Annotated in this window: 10 protein-coding genes; 4 read left to right on the top strand and 6 right to left on the bottom strand. The window is 75.2% G+C overall.

Annotated elements, in window-relative coordinates; all coding sequences use genetic code 11:
* Positions 1–11: 11 nt before the first annotated feature.
* The 3 genes from SYYSPA8_RS00690 to SYYSPA8_RS00680 all read right to left on the bottom strand — a co-directional run bounded on the left by SYYSPA8_RS00690 (position 12) and on the right by SYYSPA8_RS00680 (position 13,019).
* Positions 12–6,041, bottom strand: a complete 6,030-nt coding sequence (locus SYYSPA8_RS00690; protein ID WP_323444879.1) for a non-ribosomal peptide synthetase/MFS transporter — start codon at positions 6,039–6,041, stop codon at positions 12–14.
* A complete protein-coding gene (locus SYYSPA8_RS00685) occupies positions 6,041–9,136 on the bottom strand; it encodes a non-ribosomal peptide synthetase (RefSeq protein ID WP_323444878.1) in 3,096 nt (1,031 codons plus the stop codon). Before SYYSPA8_RS00685 ends, SYYSPA8_RS00690 begins: the two co-directional genes overlap by 1 nt.
* A 583-nt stretch (positions 9,137–9,719) precedes the next feature.
* Positions 9,720–13,019, bottom strand: coding sequence for an AMP-binding protein (locus SYYSPA8_RS00680; RefSeq protein WP_323444877.1), 3,300 nt, complete (start codon positions 13,017–13,019; stop codon positions 9,720–9,722).
* A gap of 487 nt (positions 13,020–13,506) precedes the next feature.
* Between SYYSPA8_RS00680 and SYYSPA8_RS00675 the strand changes: the two genes are divergently transcribed.
* The 4 genes from SYYSPA8_RS00675 to SYYSPA8_RS00660 all read left to right on the top strand — a co-directional run bounded on the left by SYYSPA8_RS00675 (position 13,507) and on the right by SYYSPA8_RS00660 (position 18,166).
* Positions 13,507–14,550 carry a polysaccharide deacetylase family protein gene (locus SYYSPA8_RS00675; RefSeq protein ID WP_323444876.1) on the top strand — a complete coding sequence of 348 codons (1,044 nt, stop codon included), beginning with the start codon at positions 13,507–13,509 and terminating at the stop codon, positions 14,548–14,550.
* Between the two features lie 204 nt (positions 14,551–14,754).
* On the top strand, positions 14,755–16,194 hold the full coding sequence (locus tag SYYSPA8_RS00670; protein ID WP_323444875.1) for a WGR domain-containing protein: 1,440 nt from the start codon (positions 14,755–14,757) through the stop codon (positions 16,192–16,194).
* A 635-nt stretch (positions 16,195–16,829) separates the two neighbouring features.
* Positions 16,830–17,318, top strand: coding sequence for a YbaK/EbsC family protein (locus SYYSPA8_RS00665; RefSeq protein ID WP_323444874.1), 489 nt, complete (start codon positions 16,830–16,832; stop codon positions 17,316–17,318).
* Positions 17,315–18,166, top strand: a complete 852-nt coding sequence (locus tag SYYSPA8_RS00660; protein ID WP_323444873.1) for a DMT family transporter — start codon at positions 17,315–17,317, stop codon at positions 18,164–18,166. The genes SYYSPA8_RS00665 and SYYSPA8_RS00660 overlap by 4 nt, the downstream gene beginning before the upstream one ends.
* Positions 18,167–18,222: 56 nt before the next feature.
* On the opposite strand, the gene SYYSPA8_RS00655 is transcribed toward SYYSPA8_RS00660, so the two are convergent.
* The 3 genes from SYYSPA8_RS00655 to SYYSPA8_RS00645 form a co-directional block, all read right to left on the bottom strand.
* A complete protein-coding gene (locus SYYSPA8_RS00655; RefSeq protein WP_323444872.1) occupies positions 18,223–18,789 on the bottom strand; it encodes a TetR/AcrR family transcriptional regulator in 567 nt (188 codons plus the stop codon).
* Positions 18,786–19,148, bottom strand: a complete 363-nt coding sequence (locus SYYSPA8_RS00650; RefSeq protein ID WP_323444871.1) for a DUF1304 domain-containing protein — start codon at positions 19,146–19,148, stop codon at positions 18,786–18,788. Before SYYSPA8_RS00650 ends, SYYSPA8_RS00655 begins: the two co-directional genes overlap by 4 nt.
* Positions 19,149–19,490: 342 nt before the next feature.
* A complete protein-coding gene (locus tag SYYSPA8_RS00645) occupies positions 19,491–20,432 on the bottom strand; it encodes a TauD/TfdA family dioxygenase (RefSeq protein WP_323444870.1) in 942 nt (313 codons plus the stop codon).
* Positions 20,433–20,461: the final 29 nt, after the last annotated feature.

Raw genomic sequence — 20,461 nt, 5'->3', positions numbered from 1 at the left:
CCCTATCGGGTTCAGCCGGAGCGGGCCGGCCGGACCGGGCCCTCCGTCACGGCGGCGGGTACCCGCTCGGACGTCAGCGCGGCGAGACCGACCAGGTCGTCCGCCTGCGCGTCCGGCATGTCCCGGTCGAAGCGGGACAGGACGCGGATCCGCAGCGACACCGCGCCCAGGATCAGGATCGCGACCCCGAGCAGCACGTACAGCAGCCCGATCCCCCGCCCCGAGCCCGTGCCGAGGACGGTGCCGAAGGTGTCGGCGAGGCCGCCGTCCCGGGCCATCAGCGGCTCCAGGTAGCGGCTGCCGAACGGCGCGATCAGCAGGAAGCCCACCGGCAGGGTCGACCAGGCGACGAGCTGGTTCAGGGCCATCACCCGGCCGTGGAACCGCTGCGGGACCTTCACCTGGACGATCGTCAGATAGATGCCGTTGAGCAGCGAGAGCGACACCGACATCCCGAACACCCCGGCGCAGACCACGAGCAGGTCGGGGCGCAGGCCGGTCAGGGCGCAGAAGAACGCCAGCACCGGCACCACCAGCAGCATCCCCCGCATCCGGCGGTGGCTCGGGCCGCCCCAGATGCCCATCGCCACTCCGCCGACGATCGCGCCGATGCCGCCCGCCAGGGAGACCGTGGCCACCGTGCCCAGGCTGGAGAAGCCCAGGACCAGCGGCGGGACCAGCTGGAAGAGGACCGGCAGGAAGAGGTTGAGCACGGCGAAGAAGATCAGCATCGCGCGGAATCCCGGCCGGTTCCAGACCAGCCGGAACCCGGCCGTGATCTCCTGCTTCAGCGTCTCGCGCCGCCGGGCCGCCAGGGTGCGCGGGAAGCGCACCGACAGCAGGACCAGCGCGGCCACGGCGTAGCTGACCACGTCGAGCAGCAGGACCCCGCCCAGGCCGATCGCGGCGAGCAGGCCGACCGCCGCCAGCGGGGCGACCACCTGGGCGATGCCGCCGGAGATCTGGACGAGACCGTTGGCGTGGCCGAGGTAGCGCTTGGGCACGAGCTGCGGGATCGCCGACTGGAAGGCGAGCCGCTGGCCGGTGAGGGAGACGGAGAGGATCGCCAGGAGCACCCCCACGTGCCAGGGCCGCAGGGCTCCGAACGCGTGGAGCAGGGCGAGTACCGCCTCGGCCGTGCCGCAGACCGCCGTCGACGTCAGCATCACCCGCCTGCGGTCGATCCGGTCGACCAGGCTGCCGAGGACCGGGGCAGCCAGTAGTCCCGGCACGATGCCGAGGACGGCGAAGAGGCCGAACCAGGCGACCGAGTCCGTCGCCAGGTAGATCCACAGCGGCAGGGCGAACTCGGTCAGCGCCGAACCGGTCTGCGAGATCATCTGGGACGCGGCGACGGCCAGGAACCGGCGGGTGTCGCGGCGGGTGGCGGGGGCGGCGGCCGTCTGCTCCCCGCCGGTCCCCCGGTGCACGCCGTCCAGCCACCAGGTCGCGCGCCCGGAGCGCCGCTCACGGGTGAGACCCGCCGCCGCCGGCGGGCTGTCGTCGCCCGGGGCGTCGGCGGTGACCGCCGGGTGGACGGTGGTGACGATCTCGGCGAGTTCGTCCGCGCGGTGCTTGAGGAAGTAGTGGCCGCCCTCGTCCAGCACGGCCACGGCGGTGGTGTCGCCGACGAAGCCCCACTCGCGGAACCGCTCGCGGTGGAACTCGGTCCCGGGGTCGGCCGAGCCGATCACCGAGACCACCGGCGACGCCAGCCCCATCGCGGGCTCCGCCAGCCGCTCCGTGAAGTAGGCCTCGGCGGCGCGAGAGTCCTCCCGGACGTTGTGGACGATCGTGGCCAGCTGCTCCGGCTCCAGGCCCTCCAGGTCGGCGCCCATGGAGCGGAGCCAGTTCAGATGGAGCCGTCCGCTGCGCCGCCGGTCCAGCACGGAGAAGCGGGAGACCAGGCCGAGCAGGCCCTCGGTGGGGCGGGCGAAGGGGAAGATCCCGCCCAGATAGACGGCGGCGGGCTCGCGTCCGGCGGCGGCCAGGCGGCGGGCCAGCTCGACGGCGAGCGCCGCGCCGACGCCGCAGTGCCCGTACACCGCGACCGGGCCCTCCACTCCGCTGAGCACCTCCTCCGCGCAGCGGCGGGCGACCTCCTCCAGCGGCAGTGACTCCTCGGACATGCCGAGGTCGTGCCCGGGGACGGCGACGGCGTGCAGCGCCACCCCGGCGGGCAGGGCGTCGGCGAGCGGCTGGTAGACGACCGCGCTGCCGCCGCCGTACGGGAGGCAGACCAGCGAGAGCGTGACCTGTCCGGCGGGCCGGCGCGGGGTCAGTTCGTGCAGCAGCCGGCGGGGACCGCGCTCCTCGTCGGTACGGTCGGCCAGGGCCGCGAGCGCGGCGACGGTGCGTTCCTGGAAGACGTCCATGAGGGTGATCCGCGCCTCGGCGCCGAGCAGCCGGCGCAGGGCGGCTACCATCCGCATGGCCAGCAGGGAGTGGCCGCCGAGGTCGAAGAAGTCGTCGTGGGCGCCGACGCGTTCCAGCTTGAGCAGGCCGGCCCAGCAGGCGGCGATCGTCTCCTCGGTGGCGGTGGCCGGGGCGACGTACACGGCGCTCTCGCCGGGGCCCGGGGCGCCCGGTTCGGGCAGGGCCCGGCGGTCGACCTTGCCGTGGGCCTGCCGGGGCAGGTCGGGCAGGACGACGAAGCGGGACGGGACGAGGTAGTCGGGCAGCTTCTCGGCGAGGAGCCGGCGTATCTCGGCGACCGGGGGCGGGGCCTCCTGGCCGGCGGGGACGAGATAGCCGACGAGGACGAGTTCGCCGGCCGGGCCACGGGCGGCGGCGACGGCCTGCGCGACACCGGGGAGCCGGGCGAGATGGGCCTCGACCTCGCCGAGTTCGACCCGGTAGCCACGGATCTTGACCTGGTTGTCGTCGCGGCCGAGGAACTCGACGGTGCCGTCGGGGCGGTGGCGGGCGAGGTCCCCGGTGCGGTACATCCGGGCCGGCTCGCCATCGCCGCTGCCGATGCCGGATCCGGTGCGGGATCCGGTGGCGGTGGCGGTGGCGTCGGCGGGGTCCGCGGTGACGAAGGGGTCGGGGCGGAAGCGTTCGGCCGTCAGCCCGGGCAGGCCCAGATAGCCGCGCGCCAGCCGGTCGCCGCCGATCCACAGCTCACCGGGGACCCCGGCGGGCACCGGCTGCCCCAGCGCGTCGAGCAGATAGACCCGGGCGCCCGGCAGCGGACGGCCGATGGGCGTGGTGGGTCCTTTCGCGGGCGCTTCGGGGTCGACGAGGTGGGTGGTGGCGCCGACGGTGGCCTCCGTCGGACCGTAGTGGTTGATCACCCGGCAGCCGGTACGGGCGCCCGTCGCCGCGAGAGCGCGGGCCCACTCCCAGCCGGACGCCTCACCGCCGAGGACGAGCAGCCGGCGCGGCAGCAGCTCCGCCGGGTCGTCCACCTCGGCGCTCAGCGCGGCCAGATGGGAGGGGGTGAGCTTGACGCAGTCGATGCGCTGCCCGGCCAGGTGGGCGGCGAGTTCGGGTCCGGGGGTGCGCGGCGGCAGGAGGTGCAGGCTTCCGCCGGTGGTGAGCGAGAGATAGAGCGTGGTGAGGCCGAAGTCGAAGGCGAGGGACTGGAGCAGGGCGTAGCGGGCGCCGTCCGGGAGCCCGGCCTCGGCGAACCGCCGCCGTACCCCGGCGAGGTAGGTGAGGACCTGACGGTGCTGCACCGCCACGCCCTTGGGGGTGCCGGTGGAGCCCGAGGTGTAGATCACGTACGCGAGGTGGCCGGGTCCCGCGCCGCTGTCGGGCGGGGTGTCGGGCGCGGCGGCGAGCCGGTCCGCGAGGCCGTCCAGGAGCAGGACGGGGGCGTTCGACCCGGTCAGGAGGGAGCGCCGGGGGCCGGTGGTGACCAGGGCGACCGGCGCGGAGTCGGTGAGCATGTGGGTCAGGCGTTCGCGCGGCTGCTCGGGGTCGAGCGGTACGTACGCCGCGCCGGACTTGAGCACCGCGAGCAGGCAGACGGCCTGGTCGAGGCCCTGGTCGAGACAGACGCCGACGAGCCTGTCGGGACCGGCGCCGGTGGCGCGCAGCAGGTGGGCCAGCCGGTTGGCCCGCCGGTCGAGTTCGGCGAAGGTGAGCGTACGGCTGTCGTGGACGAGGGCGACGGCGTCCGGGGTGCGGCCGGCCTGCGCGGTGACCGCGTCGGCGAGGGTCGCGGCGTCCGGCCGTGCGTTGCCGGAGTCGTTCCAGTCGTACAGGACCCGCCGGCGCTCGTCGGGCGACAGGAGGTCCAATGCGCCGACCGGGGTGTACGGGTCGGCGGCGGCCCCGGCGAGGACGCGCTGCCAGTGCCCGGCGAGGCGGGCGATGGTGTCCGCGTCCCACAGGTCGGTGCGGTAGGTGAGGAAGGCGTCGAGTCCTTCGTCGGTCTCGGTGCAGTAAAGACCGAGGTCGAGGTGGACGCCGCTGCCCTCGAAGGGGAAGGTGCGCCACTCCACATCGCGCGGCCGCACGGCCTGGGCGCGGTGGTTCTGGAGTGCGAAGGAGACCTGGTGGAGCGGTGGCCGGCCGAGGTCGCGCGGGAGTTCCAGCGCCTCGACCAGCCGCTCGAACGGTGTCTCCTGGTGCTGCTGGGCGCCGAGGGCGGCGGCGCGGACCCGGTCGAGCACGGTCGCGAAGTCGGGGGTCGCCGCATCACCGACCGTGTCCCGCCCGTCGGCCGCCGATGTGCCGGATGCACTGGACGGGTCACTGTCGGGGGCGGGGGCGGGGGCGCTGAGGTCGGCCCGGAGCGGAAGCATGGTGCTGAACAGGCCGATCAGGCCCTCGGTCGCCTCGGTCGGGCGGCCCGCGAACGGGGTGCCGACGGCGAAGTCCCGCTGCCCGGACCAGCGTCCGAGGACCACATGGAAGGCGGCGAGCAGGGTCATGAAGAGGGTGGCGCCCCGGGCGCGGGACAGCTCGCGGGCCGCCCGGTGGGTGTCCGGGTCGAGCCGGAAGGTGTGGGTCGCGCCGCCGGGGCCCGGCAGTGCGGGCCGGGGCCGGTCGGTGGGCAGGTCCAGCGGCGGCACCCCAGTCATGGCCTGGCGCCAGTACTCCAGGTCGGCGGCGGCCCTGGGGAGGGTCTGCCGCTCCCGCTGCCAGTGGGCGAAGTCGCCGTAGCCGATGGGCGGCGGGGCGGGTGCCGGGGTGCCTCCGGCGGCCAGTTCCTCGTAGCCGCCGAGGAGTTCGTCCAGGAGCACCCCGGCGGACCAGCCGTCGCCGACGAGGTGGTGCTGGCAGACGACGAGGACGTGGTCGTCGTCGGCGAGACGCAGCAGCAGGGCCCGCAGCAGGGGCCCCTCCGCGATGTCGAAGGGGCGGGCGACCTCGGCCTCGACGGCGGCGCGGGCGGCCGCTTCCCGCTCCTGGTGGGGCAGTGGGGCCAGGTCGCGCGTCTCCCAGGGCACGGTGAACGCGTCGGCGGGGACGACGTGCACCCGGGGGGCGCCCTCCTCGTCGGCGGGGAAGGAGCTGCGCAGGGTGGAGTGGCGGGCGGCGACCAGGCGCAGGGCCTCGGCGAGCGCGCCGGCCCTGAGCGGGCCGCGCAGCCGGCCGGCCGTGGGCAGGACGTAGGAGGCGGTGCCGGGGGTCAGCTGCTCGACGAACCAGAGCCGTTCCTCCGCGAGCGAGAGCGGCTGGGGTTCGCCGGCCGGGCGGGGAGGGATGGCCGGCGAACGGCCGGCGGCGGCCGGGCGCTCGCGCAGCCGGCGGGCGAGCAGGGCGCGTTGCTCGTCGGTGAGCGTGCGGCGGGCGGGGCGGGCGGGCCCCGGGCGTACCACCGTGGTGCCGGTGCTTCCCGTCATGCCGGTGCTTCCCGTCATGCCGATGCCGGTGCTTCCCGTGGTGCCGGTGCTTCCCGTCATGCCGATGCCGGTGCTCCCCGTGGTGCCGGTGCTTCCCGTCATGCCGATGCCGGTGCTCCCCGTGGTGCCGGTGCTTCCCAGCGTGCCGGTGACGGCGGTGGTGGTGCCGGTGGCGAGGGATCCTGCCGGTACGGGGCCGGGCTGCGCGGTTCCCGTCGGCGCGGCGTGGTCGACGCGTTCCATCACGCCTCCTCGGCCAGCAGTTCAAGGGCGACGGCGTCGGTCACGGTGGCCACGGTGGTGTGCTCCTCGTAGAACACGTCCAGCGGCACTTCGACCCCGAGGCGGTCCCGGATCCGCGCCGAGACCTGGGTGATGGTCAGCGAGTGGGCGCCGAGGTCGATCACGTCGTCGTGCCGGCCGATGGCGGGCAGGCCGAGCACCTCGCACCAGATGGCCGCGACCTCGGTGGTCAGCTCGTCCCAGGCGTCGTCCGCCGGAGCGCCGGCGGGGTCGGCGGTCGGTGCCACGGCCGGGGTCTCGCGGACCGGTTCGGGCAGGGCCCGCCGGTCGGTCTTGCCGTTGGGGGTCAGCGGGAGCGCCGGGAGCGGGTGGACGACGCCGGGGAGCATCACGTCCGGCAGGGTCAGGGCGAGGAAGGCGCGCAGTTCGGCGCTGGTGGGCACGGGTGCGCCGGCCCGCCAGACCGGGTACGCGGCGAGCGTCTGGCCGCCCGGGTCGGCGGCGTCGCCCCGGATGGCGACGGCGGCCGCCGCCACGGCGGGGTGTGCCATGAGCCGGGCCTCGATCTCGCCGGGTTCGATCCGGTGGCCCCGCAGCTTGACCTGGTCGTCCACGCGGCCGAGGCATTCCAGTGCGCCGTCGGGCCGCAGCCGGGCGAGGTCGCCGGTGCGGTAGTGGCGGGTGCCGGTCGCGGCGTCGGTGACGAAGCGTTCGGCGGTGCGTTCGGGGCTGTTGCGGTAGCCGCGCGCCAGGCCCGCGCCGCCCAGGGCCAGTTCACCCGTGACGCCGTGGGGTACGGGGTGGCCGGCCCGGTCCACGACGAGCGCGGTGGTGCCCGCGATCGGCCGGCCGATGGTCACCTCGTCCGGGGCGGGGGGCAGTTCGGCGGCGGTGGACCAGATGGTGGTCTCGGTCGGCCCGTAGACGTTCCAGAGCCGTCCGACACGTTCGCGGAGCCGGCGGGCGAGCGGCAGGGGCAGGGCCTCGCCGCCGCTGAGCGCGGTGAGGGCGGGGGCGGTGAGTCCGCCGTCGAGCATGAGCCGCCAGCCCGAGGGGGTGGCCTGCGCGTGGGTGACGCCGTGCCGCTCGACCAGGGCGGCCAGGGCGCGGCCGTCGCGGGTCTCGCTCTCCCGGGCGAGCACCACCCGACCGCCGGTGATCAGCGGCAGCAGCAGCTCCAGGGCGGAGATGTCGAAGGAGAGCGAGGTGACGGCCAGCCAGACGTCCCCGGGCCGGGCGGTCAGGCTGTCACGGAAGGCCAGCAGCAGATGGGCGAGGGCGCCGTGCGGCACCTCGACGCCCTTGGGGTGGCCGGTGGAGCCGGAGGTGTAGATCAGATAGGCGAGGTCGTCGGACGCGGTACGGGACGGCGGCGGCGCGCAGGGGACGGCGGCACCGGCGGGGGCGGGGGTGAAGAGGTCGTCCAGCAGCAGGGTGCGGCCGTGGCCCTCGACCCGGTGGGCGGTGCGGCGCTGGGCCAGCGCGATCGGCGCCCCGGCGTCGGTGAGCATGTGGGAGACGCGATCGGCCGGGTAGGAGGGGTCGACCGGCAGATAGGCGCCTCCGGCGAGGGTCACGGCGAGCACGGCGGCCACCATCTCCGCCGAGCGTTCCGCGCAGACGGCGACGACGGTGCCGGGGCCGACCCCGGCGGCGGTGAGCCGGCCGGCCAGCGCTCCGGCGGCGGCCGCCAGCTCCGCGTAGGTCAGGTTCTGCTCGCCGACGGTGACGGCGGGCCGTCCGCCGTGCGCGGCGAAGGCGTCGGCCAGCAGCGCGGGCAGGGTCGCGCCCCGCGCGTCGGCGGCGGGGGCGGGTCCCTCCAGCGGGGAGCGTTCCGTCTCGTCCAGGAGCGGCAGGTCGGCGAGGGCGGTGCCGGGCGCGGCGGCGATCGAGGCGAGCAGCCGGCGCAGATGGGCGCCGATCCGTTCGGCCCGCGCGGGGGACGGCAGGTCGGTGCGGTGCATCAGATGGACGCGGAGCCGGTCCGGGCCGTCGAGGAGATGGAGCCGCAGGGCGCCGCGCGCGGTGCCGGGGAAGAGCGTCCAGTCGATGGTGGCACGTACGCCCGGGAAGGCGACGGGGGCGATCCGGCGGCGGTAGGTGAGGATGACGGGCGCGACGGACAGGCCCGGCCGCAGGCTCCGGACGGCGCGGGACAGGGGTACGCGGCGGTGCGGGTAGCAGGCGCGCAGCTCGGCGCGGACCGCGCGGGCGAACTCGCCGAAGGGGGTGCCCGGTTCGGGGGTGGTGACCACGGGCAGCTCGTTGGCGTGCATGCCGATCCGGTCGGCGGTGGTGGGGGTGCGGGTGCCGAGGCCGACGGCGACGGCGGGGCGCTCGTTCCCGTACCGCAGCAGGAGGGTGTGCACGGCGGCGACGAGCAGTTCGAAGAAGGTGACGCCGAGTTTCGCGGCGGTGTCGGCGAGGTCGGCGCGGAGGGCGGGGTCGAGGTCGAAGGCGACGGCCGCGCCCGGTCCCGCGCCCTGGGAGCCGCCGGGGCCGGCGTCGAGGCCGGGCAGCAGCACGGTGGGGCCGGGGAGGGGGCGGTCGGCCCAGTGGGCGCCCGCCTCGGCGAGCGCGCGGGCGTCGGGCTCCGGCACGCCGGCGGTTCCGGCGGGAGCCTCGGGCGCTGGTCCGGCGCCGGTGCGGTGGGCGTAGCAGGCCGCCAGGTCGCTCAGGAACACGTCGGTGGAGGTGCCGTCGAAGGCGATGTGGTGCGCGACGACCAGCAGGGTGGCGTGGGTGGCGTCCGTCCGCAGCAGGGTGAACCGTACGGGGGGTCCCGCCGCGAGGTCGAACGGCTCCGCGCACGCGTCGGCCAGCTCGCCGGGGAGCCGCTCCGGGGTGGTGTCGCGGACGGCGAGCGCGGGGGCCGGGCCGGGGGTGAGCAGGGGTGTGCCGTCCTCCTCGCGCACGGCCAGGGTGAGGGCGGGGTGCCGGCCCGCGACATCGGCGCAGGCGGCGGCGAGGGCGGCGGGGTCCAGGGGGCCTTCGAAGCGGACGGCGAAGGGCAGGTGGTGGACGGAGCCGGGCGGCGAGAGCCGCTCGTTGATCCAGATGCCCTGCTGGGCGGCGCTGGCGGGGGTGCTGGTCACAGGTCTTCCTCGGTCTGTTCGGCGTCGGGACGCGTGGCGCGGGTGGAACGGGTGAACAGGTGACAGGTGCTGTTCCCGCCCTTGTCCCGGCCCGCCGGGCGCGGGGCAGGGCGGGGCAGGACAGAGCGGGGCAGGGCCGTGGGCCCGTGGTCGGCGGTGACGACGGGCGCTGGACGGCGGCGATCGGCGGTGGCGGGTGGTCGGTCGGTGGACGGCGGTCGTCGGTGACCGGAGGGGGTGGAACGCCGGCGGTGGTCGTGCCGGGCGGTCGGTGGCCGGCGGTGGCCGGTGACCGGAGGGGGTGGAACGCCGGCGGTGGTCGTGCCGGGGGAACGGGGAGCGGCGGTGGCCGGGTGCCGGTGACGGCCGGTGGTGGCGCGGGAGGGACCCGGCCGGGCAGGGGCCGTGGCCGGGCAGGGCGGTGGTCGGGCCGGTGCGGTGCGGGTCCTGTCGGGTCAGGACAGGGCCGGGCGGTCAGGAGTCACGGGTCGGGAGTCGGGCGTACGGGGGTACGGGCCGGCGGGCACGGGCGGGCGAGCGGGTCAGGGTGCGGCAGCGAGCGGCAGGGGGTGGCGGCAGGCGGTCAGGGTGCGGCAGCGGTCAGGGCGGCGTGGAAGTCGTCGGCGAGCGCGGTGATCACCGGCTTCTCGAAGGCGAGCGCGTTGTACTGGATCCAGCAGCTCAGGGACCCGTCCGGCTGCTCGACCACGGTCAGCTCGGGCACCCCGAGGTCCCCGCCGGGCAGCGGCCAGGGCACGGTGGTGCCGCGCGGCAGCTCCCACGGCTCGCAGCGCAGGCCGGGGAGATGGGCGTCGGCGGCCCAGCTCTCGTACCGCAGCCACGCCGGGAAGGCGACCACGGACGGCTTGAACTCGGCGTACGGGTACATCTGGTGGTCGAGCGCCCCGGTGGCGGCCCGTCTGACCCGCTCCGCGAGTTCGGCGAAGCCGGGGCCGCCCGAGCAGTCCACGCGGACCAGCAGGGACTGCACCAGACAGCCGACGGCCTGCTGGGCCTCGGGCCTCGGCCGGCCGGGGACCGGGGTCATGAGCACCAGGTCCGGGCTGCCGCTGCGGGCCGTGAGCAGCCCGCTCCACAGGGCGGCGACGGCCATGAACGGGGTGACGCCGAGGGCCGCCGCGCGCTCCCGCAGCCGTCCGGCGGGTCCGGAGGCGACGGTGAAGGGGTGGGCCACGGTGTGGACGTGGTCGACGGTGCGCCGCCCGGGGAAGGGGTCGAGCGCGGACGGTGCGCCCGCGAGCGCGGTGGCGAAGTGCCGCCGGCCGCTCTCCCACCGGTCGCCCGCCCAGCGCACCAGCTCCGGGTAGGACAGGGCGGGTTCGGGCAGCCGGGGGGTGCGGTCCCGGCGCAGGGCGTCGTAGGCGAGGCCGAGTTCGCGCAGCAGGACGCCGATCGACCAGCCGTCGGCGACCATGTGGTGCACGGCGAGCAGGACGATGTGGTCCTCCGGGCCCCGGGAGACGACCAGCAGGCGGGCCACCGGGTCGGCCGCCAGGTCCGTGAGGCGGTCGCGCTCGGCGATGAGCAGGGCGTTCACCTCCTCGTCGGTGGCGCCGGGGGCGTCCCGCAGGGTGATCCTGGCGCGGCCCTCCTCGTCGAGTACGGTGCGGGCCAGGCCGCGTACGCCGCCGGGGACGGGGACGAAGCGGGTCCGCAGGGCGGGATGGCGCGCCACGAGCGCGGACAGGGCCCGGCCGAGCGCGGGGCGGTCCAGCCGGTCGGCGACCCGGAAGAGGGCGGTGACGGCGCCGACGTCGCGGCCGTCCTCCTCGGCCATCCAGTCGAGGAAGTTCTCCTGCTGGCTGGTGAGCGGGATGTCGTGGCGCTGGGCCCGCAGGGCGCTCAGGTAGGGCGGGAGCACCGGTTCGGGTGCGGGGCCCGCCGGGGCGGTGCCCACGGGGGTCCCGGTCGTGGCGGCGGCCCCGGCCTCCTCGTCGAGCCAGGCGGCCTGGGCGCGCAGCGACGGGCGGCCGAAGACGAGGCCGGCCCCGGCCTCGACCCCGAACCGGGCGGCGACGGCGGTGGCGAGGTGCACGGCGCGGAAGGAGTCGCCCCCGAGGGCGAAGAACTCGTCGGACACGTCCCGCACCGGGCGGCCCAGCACCTCCTGCCAGATCGCGGCGAGGCGCAGCTCGGTGGCGGTGCGGGGCGGCCCGGCGGAGGACGGGGCGGTCACGGCGGCCTCGGTTACCGGTCCCGCCGCCCGGCCTTCGTCGGTGGGGAAGAGCGGGCGCAGCCGGCGCTTGACCACCTTGCCGGTGGCGTTGCGCGGCAGGTCGTCGGCGAGCAGGATGCGGACCGGGAGTTCGGCGCGGGCGAGGCGGGTGCTGAGGAAGAGCCGGAGCGCGTCGAGGTCCAGACCGGTGGCGGCGACGACGACGGCGACCGGCACGGACCCCATGACCGGATGCGGTACGCCCAGCGCCGCCGCGTCCGCGACGTCCGGGTGCTCGTGCAGCGCGTCCTCGATCCGGAGGGTGGAGACCTTGAGCGCGCCGGACTTGATGACGTCGCTCTCGCGGTCCACGAGGTGCAGATAGCCGTCCGCGTCGAGCCGTCCGAGGTCGCCCATGCGGACCCAGCCGTCGCGGAAGACGTCGGCGCCCGCGGCGGGGTCGCCGGCGTACGAGCGTGGGGGGCCGGGCTGGCGCAGCCAGATCTCGCCGGTCTCCCCGGGGGGTACGGGGGTGCCGTCCGGGCCGAGGATCCGCAGGTCCCCGGGGGTGGTGGGGCGGCCCACCGCACCGGGCGGGGCCTGGCCGACGACGGCGGAGAGCTGTGCGGGCGCGGCCTCGGAGGAGGTGTAGACGTTGACGACGGTGGCCTTCGGCAGCTTCTCGGCGAGGGCCCGGGCGACGGGGGCGGGGAGGGCCGCGGCGGAGGAGCCGAGCAGCAGGACGCTGGAGAGGTCGCGCCGGTCGGCCACGCCGGAGTTGAGCAGTTCGATCGCCATGGAGGGGACGAGGAAGACGGTGCCGGCGCCCAGTTCCTCGATGGCGCGGCCGAACTCGTCGGCGTCGAAGCGCGGGAGGACCACGACGGTGGGTGCGCCGACGAGGGCGCTGATGACCATCATCTGGCCGGCGTTGGTGCCGATGGGGAAGGAGTGCAGGGCATGGCGTGAGTGGGCGTGGGGCCTGGGGCGTGGGTCGAGGCGCTGGCCCGCCGTGAGGTTGGCGTGGGAGGCGAGTACGCCCTTGGGGTCGCCGGTGGTGCCGGAGGTGCCGATCACCTGGGCGAGGTCGCCGGGGGCGGGGCGGCAGGGGGGCGTGCCGCCGGGCGCGACGGGCCGCTCCCCGGCTCCGGCGGGGGCTCCGGCCGTGGCGGCCCGAGCGGCGGTGGCCGCTCCGGCGGCTTCGGGGACCCCGGCGGCTTCGGCGTCGGCCAGCAGCCGGTCCGTCGCCGGCCCGCCCAAGGGCCCTTCCAGGGGTGGCAGTTCGGCGCCGCGCAGGACGGAGGTCGCCCCGGAGATCGCCGCGAGCCGTGCGGCCTCCGGCTCGGTCAGGCCGGCCCGCAGCGGCAGGGCCGCCGCCCCGGCGTAGTGGACGGCGAGGAGGGCCACCGCGTACCGGTCCCACTCCTGGTCGGTGAAGCGCAGGGCGACCAGGTCACCGGGCCCGACTCCGGCGCCCGCCAGGGCCCGGGCGGCGCGGACGGCCCGCTCGCGCCAGGCGCCGTAGGTGAGCGCGCCACCGCCGCGTACCTCGATCGCGACCCGGTCGGGCTGTTTCGCGGCCCGGGAGTCGAGGAGGTCGGGGACGGTCAACGGTGGGGGCTGGGCGTTGATGGTGTCCTCCAGGAGCGTGGTCCCCAGGGGCGGTCGGCCCGGGGATGCGGTGGCACAGGAGACGTTCACGGGCATGGCGCACGCTTGTTGCCCTTGGATATGGTCTGGACCTTCGGCGGGGCATGCGAACAATAGCGTGCCGGTGTCGCACTTGTGTCGCAATGATGGAGAGTTCGTGGACATCGGTGGGGATCGGACGCGTTGGCCGAGCCCCGCCACCCTCCGAGCATAAAGACAAAACCCCTCGTCAGATGGGGTGCAAGCGTCCAACTCAGCAGAACACCGGAGCCGTTGTCCGACTCCGGCCACCGCTCGGCCCGCATCCCGCCCCGTAAGACAGCAGGGGCACCGGGATGCCCAACCGGGCCCGCTCGCAACGCCGTTACGCATCCGTCCGTTCCCGCGCGCAGCCGCGCCCGCCTCCGCCGCACTCCCCCGCACGGCGGGGTGGGCGGCCCGGCGGAACGGACGAGTCCGGACCGGCTTCCCGGCGGTGCCCGGCACAACCGTCCGGCCCCCGGGGCGCATCGCGCCGCCCGGGGCGAGCGAGTAGGAAGTACGCATGGTGTACGCGGGAATCGCCTGGTCCGCCGACGGATACGAGGTGGAAGTCATCGACGCGGAGGGGAACCGGGCGCTGGCTCCGACCCATTGGGGAGCGGAGCGGGTGCCGGAGCTGGCCGCATGGCTCCAGGCGCCGGGCGGGCGGTCCGGGCCGCCCCGGGCCGTGGTGATCGAGAGCACGGGCGGCCTGGTGGACGGGCTGCTGACGGCGGCCGGCCTCACGGTCTACCGCGCCGATCCCTGGGTGCTGCCCGAACGGCCCGACTTCGGCTCCGTGCCCGCGCGCGCCCTGGCGGAGCGGGCCAGGACCGATCTCGCGTCCCTCTCCCCGCTGACGGCGGAGGGCGGTGGGCAGACCGGGCGGGACGACGACTACCACGGTGACATCCGCCGCAGCGCCGCCCACGAGTCGGCGCTCGTCCGGGAGGGCCGCTGGTTCCGGCACGGCCCGCGCGACCGCCCCGAGATCGCCCTCACCTTCGACGACGGGCCCGACCCGGTCTACACCGGGCAGGTGCTCGACATCCTCGCCCGGTACGGGGTCCACGCCACCTTCTTCTGCGTGGGCCTGCATGTGAACGCGCTCCCCGACGAGGTGCGGCGGATCGTCGACGCGGGCCACAGCCTGGGCAATCACACCTGGTCGCACCCGTTCCTGCCGGACCTGACCGGACATCAGTTCCGGCTCCAGATCGAGCGGACCGACGAGGCGTTCGACCGCGCGGTCGGCCGGGTCCCGACGGTCTTCCGGCCGCCGTACGGGGCGCGCACCCCGCAGGCCCTGGGCGAGCTCCTCACCGGCGGGCCCGCCCTGGCGCTCTGGGACGTCGACTCCTGGGACTGGGCCCGCCCCGGCCCCGAGAAGATCGCGCGTACGGTGCTCGACCACGCCCGGCCGGGGTCCATGATCCTGATGCACGACGGCGGAGGGGACCGCCGCCAGAGCGTGGCGGCGCTGCCCGCCGTCCTCGAAGGGCTGCTCGAACAGGACCTGCGGTTCGTCCCGGCGGACACCCTGGCGGGCCGGGCGGAGGTGGGGTAGGGAAACGCGTCAGGAAGCCCGCCACGGCCCGGGTCCGGCGCGTGCCCCCGTTGCGCACCGGGCCCGGGCACCGGCGTGCCTCGCCACGGAACCCGCTGATCAGAGCCGGTCCGGGGGCGATTGTCAGTGGGGGGTCGTAGCGTTCTTTCCCACAAGCGGACCGGGCGGAAAAGCCTCGGTCCCCGTCCCGGGGAGGGGTGCGTCGTGTCCCGTACGACCACGTATCTGGAGCTGTCTCAGGATGACGGCAGCGCGCACAAGTTCTACGAGGTCGTCGTGGAGGGCACGGTGGTCAGCGTGCGGTACGGCCGGATCGGCGCGGACGGGCAGACGCAGATCACCGGCTTCCCGACCGAGGAGAAGGCGCGGGCGGCCGCCGCGAAGAAGGTCGGCGAGAAGGTGCGCAAGGGCTACGCCCCGGCGGTCCGGGGCGCGCGGGCGGCCCGGGCGGTGACCCGGCGCCAGGTGGCGTCGGCGCCTTCGACGGCGCGGGCGGTGGCGCCGGTGCTGTGGCGCTTCCGCACCGGTTCGGCGGCCTTCGGCATCCACATCGACGAGGACCGCTGCTGGGTCGGCAATCAGGCCGGCGATGTGCACACCCTCAGCCACAGCGGGGAGGTGCTGGCCCGCTACTCGCTGCCGGACGGGGTGAAGTGCCTGGTCGCGGACGAGTTCTGGATCTATGCCGGATGCGATGACGGCACGGTCTACGACCTGTCGTCGAAGGTCCCGTTCGGGGCGTACGACATCGCGGACGACGTGGACATCTTCTGGCTGGACATCCGGGAGGGAGTGCTGCACGTGTCCGACGCGCAGGGCGGTCTCACCGTGATCGACCACGAGGAGGAGCACCAGTGGGCCCGCCGCTCGGCCGGGTTGCACGCCTGGATGGTCCGTGCCGACACCCGGGCCGTCTACCACGGTCACGGCCGGGGTGTCACGGCGTACGCCACCGACGGCGGCCGGGAGCTGTGGCACACGCCGACGCAGGGGTCGGTGCTGTTCGGCTGGCAGGAGGACGCGTCGGTGTACGCGGGGACGGGCCGCCATGTGGTGCAGCGCCTGTCGAAGGCGACCGGCGCGGTGGAGGCCGTCTACCGCTGCGACACGGCGGTGTACTCGTGTGCGACCTCGCCCGACGGCGCCTATGTGTTCGCGGGCGACTCGTCCTCCTCGGTCTACTGCTTCGACGCGGCGGGCACCCGGCTGTGGAAGCTGGGCACGGGCGGCGGCTCGGCCCTGTCGATGCAGTATCTGGGCGAGAAGCTGTACATGGTGACCACCGACGGCTCCCTGGTCTGCGTGGACGCGAGCGAGGCCGCGATCGGCGCGGCGCAGCGGGGCACGGTGCCGGTGGCGCGGGACGTGAAGTCGGCGGAGGCGCTGCCGACCTACACCCCGGCGGTCTCGGCCGCGCAGCTGACGACCGTGCGCGGGTCGGCGGCGGGCGGGATCGTGGTGGAGTGCTTCCAGGAGAGCGGCAGGCTGCGGGTGCACGTGGTGTCCGAGGGCTACGACACCTCCTGGAAGGTGCAGTTCCCCCGGGGGATCCGGGAGCCGGGCGCGCGGTACGTGGTCGACGGGCTGCACGCGTCGCCGGGCGGCTTCTACCGGGTGCGGGGGGAGATACGCCGGCTGGCCTGATGCGGCAGGCCCGGGGCCACGGGGCTCCCGACCGCCGATACCCCGAAGTGCTGTGTCCCCGGCCCTTGGGGCTTCGGGCCCGCCTTCAGCGCCGGTTGGCCCTCCTCCGGTGGAACTCGCTCACGCTCATGAAGCGGCACACGCCGTCCGTCCTCCTGACCATGATCGGGGAATTGCCGCCGATCCTGGCCGGCCGCCCGTCGGGACCCCGGCGGGCGGAGTACACACAGACGACGTACGCGTCGCAGGACAGCTAGGCCGTTTCTTACGGATCAGGCTGGGTAAGTGAGCGGGGTCTGGTGCCGTGCATCGCAAGGCGGAGGAATGAGTCCCTGCGGAGCAGCGGCGATTGACGACAACGCGGCGAGGTGCGGTGCCAGGGCACGCGAGCCCCAGCAAGATCCGTAAGAGACGGCCTAAGGCCCTGACGCGCAGAGTGAAGCCCCAGGGGTCCCAGTCGGGCGAAGCGGCCCGTCCGAAGCTCTCCGCCAGGGCCAGTGCCTCGTGCTCCGTCACTCCGTACCGCCGCCTTTCCCGAGACCGCGGCAGTGCCGGGGCCGGGGCGGCCGCGCGGGCGGGGACCGGCGTGGATCTCTCTCGCGTGGAGCGTACCGGTACCACTAACCTGACCGGGCATGAGCACTGATGACTCCGCGGCCCACCCCCGTTTCGCCGAAGCCCTGCGCGCGCTGGGCCTGACCGTTCCCGTCCGCCGGTTCCCCGACGCGACCCGCACGGCGGCCGAGGCCGCGGCCGCGATCGGCTGCGATGCCGGCGAGATCGTCAAGTCCCTGATCTTCACCGCCGACGGGGTCCCGGTACTGGTGCTGATGGACGGGGCGTCCCGCGTCGACGTGGAGCGGGTACGGGAGGAGCTGGGCGCGGACAGGGTCGGGCGGGCCGACGCGGACCTGGTGCGGCGGACCACCGGCTACGCCATCGGCGGCGTACCGCCGTTCGGGCACGTCACCCGCACCCGGGTGCTCGCGGACCGGCGGCTGCTGGACCATCCGGTGGTCTGGGCGGCGGCCGGCACCCCCCACGCCGTCTTCCCCCTCGACACCGCCTCGCTGATCAAGTACGCCGGCGGCACCGTGGTGGACGTGCGGGAACGCTCCGAGTGACCTCTCTCGTCGTCGCGGCCGTCCTGGCGGCGGCTATCGTCCACGCGTCCTGGAACGCGCTCCTGCACACCATCGGCGACCGGCTCGCGGCCATGACCCTGATCACGGGCGGTTCGGCGGCGATGGGGGTGGTCCTCGCCTTCTTCGTCCCCTTCCCGCCGCCGGCGGCCCTGCCCTATCTCCTGGCCTCGGCGGTGCTGCACATCGGCTATCAGTGGCTGCTGACGAAGTCCTTCAGCCTCGGTGACTTCGGGCAGATGTACCCGGTGGCGAGGGGAACGGCGCCGCTGGTGGTCAGCGCCGTGGCGGCGCTGTTCATCGGCGAGTCGCTGAACGGGCCGCAGTTCGCGGGTGTGGCCGTCGTGTCGCTGGGGCTCGCGGGCGTGGCCCTGTGGGGGCTGCGGGGCACGGGGACCCGCCCGGACTGGCCCGCGCTGGGCGCGGCGGGGGCCACGGGTCTCGCGATAGCGGCGTACACGGTCGTGGACGGGCTCGGAGTACGGGAGTCCGGCTCACCGCTGGGCTTCCTCGCCTGGCTGCTGATCCTCCAGGGCGTGCCGATCGCCGGATATGCCTGGTACCGGCTGCGGTCCGGTCTGCTGCCGGCGCTGCGGCCGTACGCGGCCCGGGGGCTGGTGGGCGCGGCGATGGCCGTCGCCGGGTACGGGCTGGTGCTCTGGGCCCAGACCCGGGCTCCGCTGGCACCGGTGGCGGCGCTGCGGGAGTCGTCGATCGTGGTCGGCGCGGTGATAGGGGCGCTGTTCTTCGGCGAGCGGTTCGGTGTGCCCCGGGTCGCGGCGGCGGGGGTCATGGCGGTGGGCATCGGGCTGCTGCTGGGCGCGGGCTGACCGATCCGGGACCGCCTCCGGGGCTGCCCGGGGCGGTCCGGCACCGGCCGGGACCGTCAGGGCAGGCGGGCGCGGTGCAGGGTGACGAGCAGACACCAGATCCGGTGGGTGATCTGATCGGGGGTGGCTTCGATGAGCCCGTGCAGCCAGTCGGCGAGCACACCGGCGAACGTCGCGGCCACGGCCGAGGCGATCAGATCGGGCCGGTCCGCCCCGGCCAGGGCGCGCTCGGCACGGCTGCGGGCGCGCAGATCCCGATGGAGCACCTGGCCGAGGGGACCGCCACCGCCGGGCCTGAGCAGCGCCCGGTAGAGGGCGGCGTGCGGGGCCAGGGCGGTGAAGAAGGCGGCCAGGGCAGGCGGCGGACTCGCCGGGTCCGGGGTCCCGTGCCAGGCGTGGAGGGCGTCCACCGCATCGCGGACCACGTCGGCACAGGCGTCGACGGCCAGGGCGTCCAGGTCGCCGTAGTGGAGGTAGAACGTGGCGCGGCCGACCCCGGCCCTGCGGACCAGTACGGCGACGCTGACCTCGGCCAGTGGGCGCCGCGCGCACTCGTCCAACAGGGCCTGGCGCAGCCTGGCCCTGGTCCGGGCGGCCCGTGGGTCCGCCGGAGGGACCGTCACCCGGCGCCCAGGACGGCGGCCAGGGCCAGCGCGCCGGGCAGCGCCTGCGCGATGAGGATGCGCCGGTTCGCGGTGGCGCCGCCGTACACGCCCGCGACCAGCACGCAGGACAGGAAGAAGACCTTGACCTGGAATCCGGTCGGATCACCGGCGATCAGGCCCCAGATCAGTCCGGCCGCGAGAAACCCGTTGTAGAGACCCTGGTTCGCGGCCAGCGGCGCGGTGGCGCGGGCCAGGTCGGCGTCGAAACCGGAGAGCCTGAGGCCCGGCCCCTTCTCCCACAGGAACATCTCCAGGACCAGGATGTATATGTGCAAGGCGGCCACCAGGCCGACCAGGATGTTCGCCGTCGTCTCCATGGGTACTCCTGTCTGCTCCGGGTGTGTTGGACAGGTGTCCAGGATGCAGGGACGGATGTCCGGGAAGCCCGCCCGTCGGCTGGATCCGGGCGCGGGCCCTGGCAGCGGCTCGTGCGGTGGGCGTGGAGCGCGGACTGCTGGGACGCCCTGCCCGGGCGACGTACGCCGCTCGGGTCCGCAGGCCCGCTCCACGGTCCGCGGTGCGCGGTCCGGCCGAAAACGGCCCCTGGCGCCGGGGCGGTGCGTCGGATGCCCGTGACCCGACGGCGCATGCCGCACCGGACAGGGGCCGCACCCGTGCAGGGTGTGCCCCGGAGGCGAACCGAGCCTACAAAAGAGGCGTCACCCCGAGGGAGCCATCAGGCTGGCGACCACGCGCCGGGGCCCGGTGAAGGGGCGGCGGCCGTGGGCCATCCGCATGTTGTCGACAAGGAGGACGTCGCCCGTCTCCCAGGGGAAGGCGACGGCGGCGTCCGCGAAGGCCCGGCGGACCGCCGCCAGGTCTTCCGGGGCGAGGGGGGTGCCGTCGCCGTAGCTCGCGTTGCGGGGGAGTCGTTCCTCGCCGTAGAGGGAGAGCAGGCCCCGGGCGGTCTCCGGGGGCAGGTTGGAGACATGGAAGAGATGGGCCTGGTTGAAGAGGACGCGTTCGCCGGTGCGGGGGTGGGTGGCGACGCCCTGGCTGGTCTGGGCGGTGCGCAGGGTGGTGTCGTCGAGCCAGGTGTGGTCGATGTCGTGCTCGGCGCAGTACGCGGCGACGCCCTCACGGGTCTCGGTCTGGAAGACGACCTGCCAGGGGATGTCGATGTACGGCCGGTAGTGGCGGGTGTAGCGCACGCCCCGGGTGGCGAAGCGTTCCAGGAGGGCGGGGTCGAGGGCGGCGGTGACCGTGCGGAGGTCGGCGAGTGGGGTCTCGCCGCCGGTGGTCGCGGGCACCAGACAGCAGAAGGCCAGCTTCAGGGGCCAGGTGCGCTGGTAGGCGTTCTCGCAGTGCAGGGGGATCTCCTGCTCGGCGGGGTACTCGGTGGTGGTGAACACGCCGTCGGTGACGGCCGAGCGCGGGGTCGAGCGGTAGACGTAGTCGAGCTGTTGCGGGGAGACGGCCTCGCCGAAGCGGGCGAACTCCTCGGCCGATGCGACGTCGAAGCCCCGGAAGAGCACCGCTCCGTGCGCGGTCAGCCGCTCCTCGATCTCCGCGCGGCGGGCGGCGGCCACGGCGGGCAGATCGCGTGAGCCGTCCGGGGTGACGACCAGTGGGCCGCCCTCGACCACGAGCGTGTCCTTCATCGTGCGTCCTTCCGTGCTGTCCGTGCTGT

The sequence above is a fragment of the Streptomyces yaizuensis genome, assembly GCF_034961445.1.
GTDB classification, from domain to species: domain Bacteria; phylum Actinomycetota; class Actinomycetes; order Streptomycetales; family Streptomycetaceae; genus Streptomyces; species Streptomyces yaizuensis.
Note: the sequence above shows the minus strand (reverse complement) of the source record. Positions and strands in the feature narration are given on the sequence as shown.

What these genes read in the sequence shown, in the direction of transcription:
- SYYSPA8_RS00690 (WP_323444879.1), bottom strand. Translation starts at nt 6,041, where the DNA reads ATGGAACGCGTCGACCACGCCGCGCCGACGGGAACCGCGCAGCCCGGC.
- SYYSPA8_RS00680 (WP_323444877.1), bottom strand. Translation starts at nt 13,019, where the DNA reads ATGCCCGTGAACGTCTCCTGTGCCACCGCATCCCCGGGCCGACCGCCC.
- SYYSPA8_RS00675 (WP_323444876.1), top strand. Translation starts at nt 13,507, where the DNA reads ATGGTGTACGCGGGAATCGCCTGGTCCGCCGACGGATACGAGGTGGAA.
- SYYSPA8_RS00665 (WP_323444874.1), top strand. Translation starts at nt 16,830, where the DNA reads ATGAGCACTGATGACTCCGCGGCCCACCCCCGTTTCGCCGAAGCCCTG.
- SYYSPA8_RS00650 (WP_323444871.1), bottom strand. Translation starts at nt 19,148, where the DNA reads ATGGAGACGACGGCGAACATCCTGGTCGGCCTGGTGGCCGCCTTGCAC.
- SYYSPA8_RS00645 (WP_323444870.1), bottom strand. Translation starts at nt 20,432, where the DNA reads ATGAAGGACACGCTCGTGGTCGAGGGCGGCCCACTGGTCGTCACCCCG.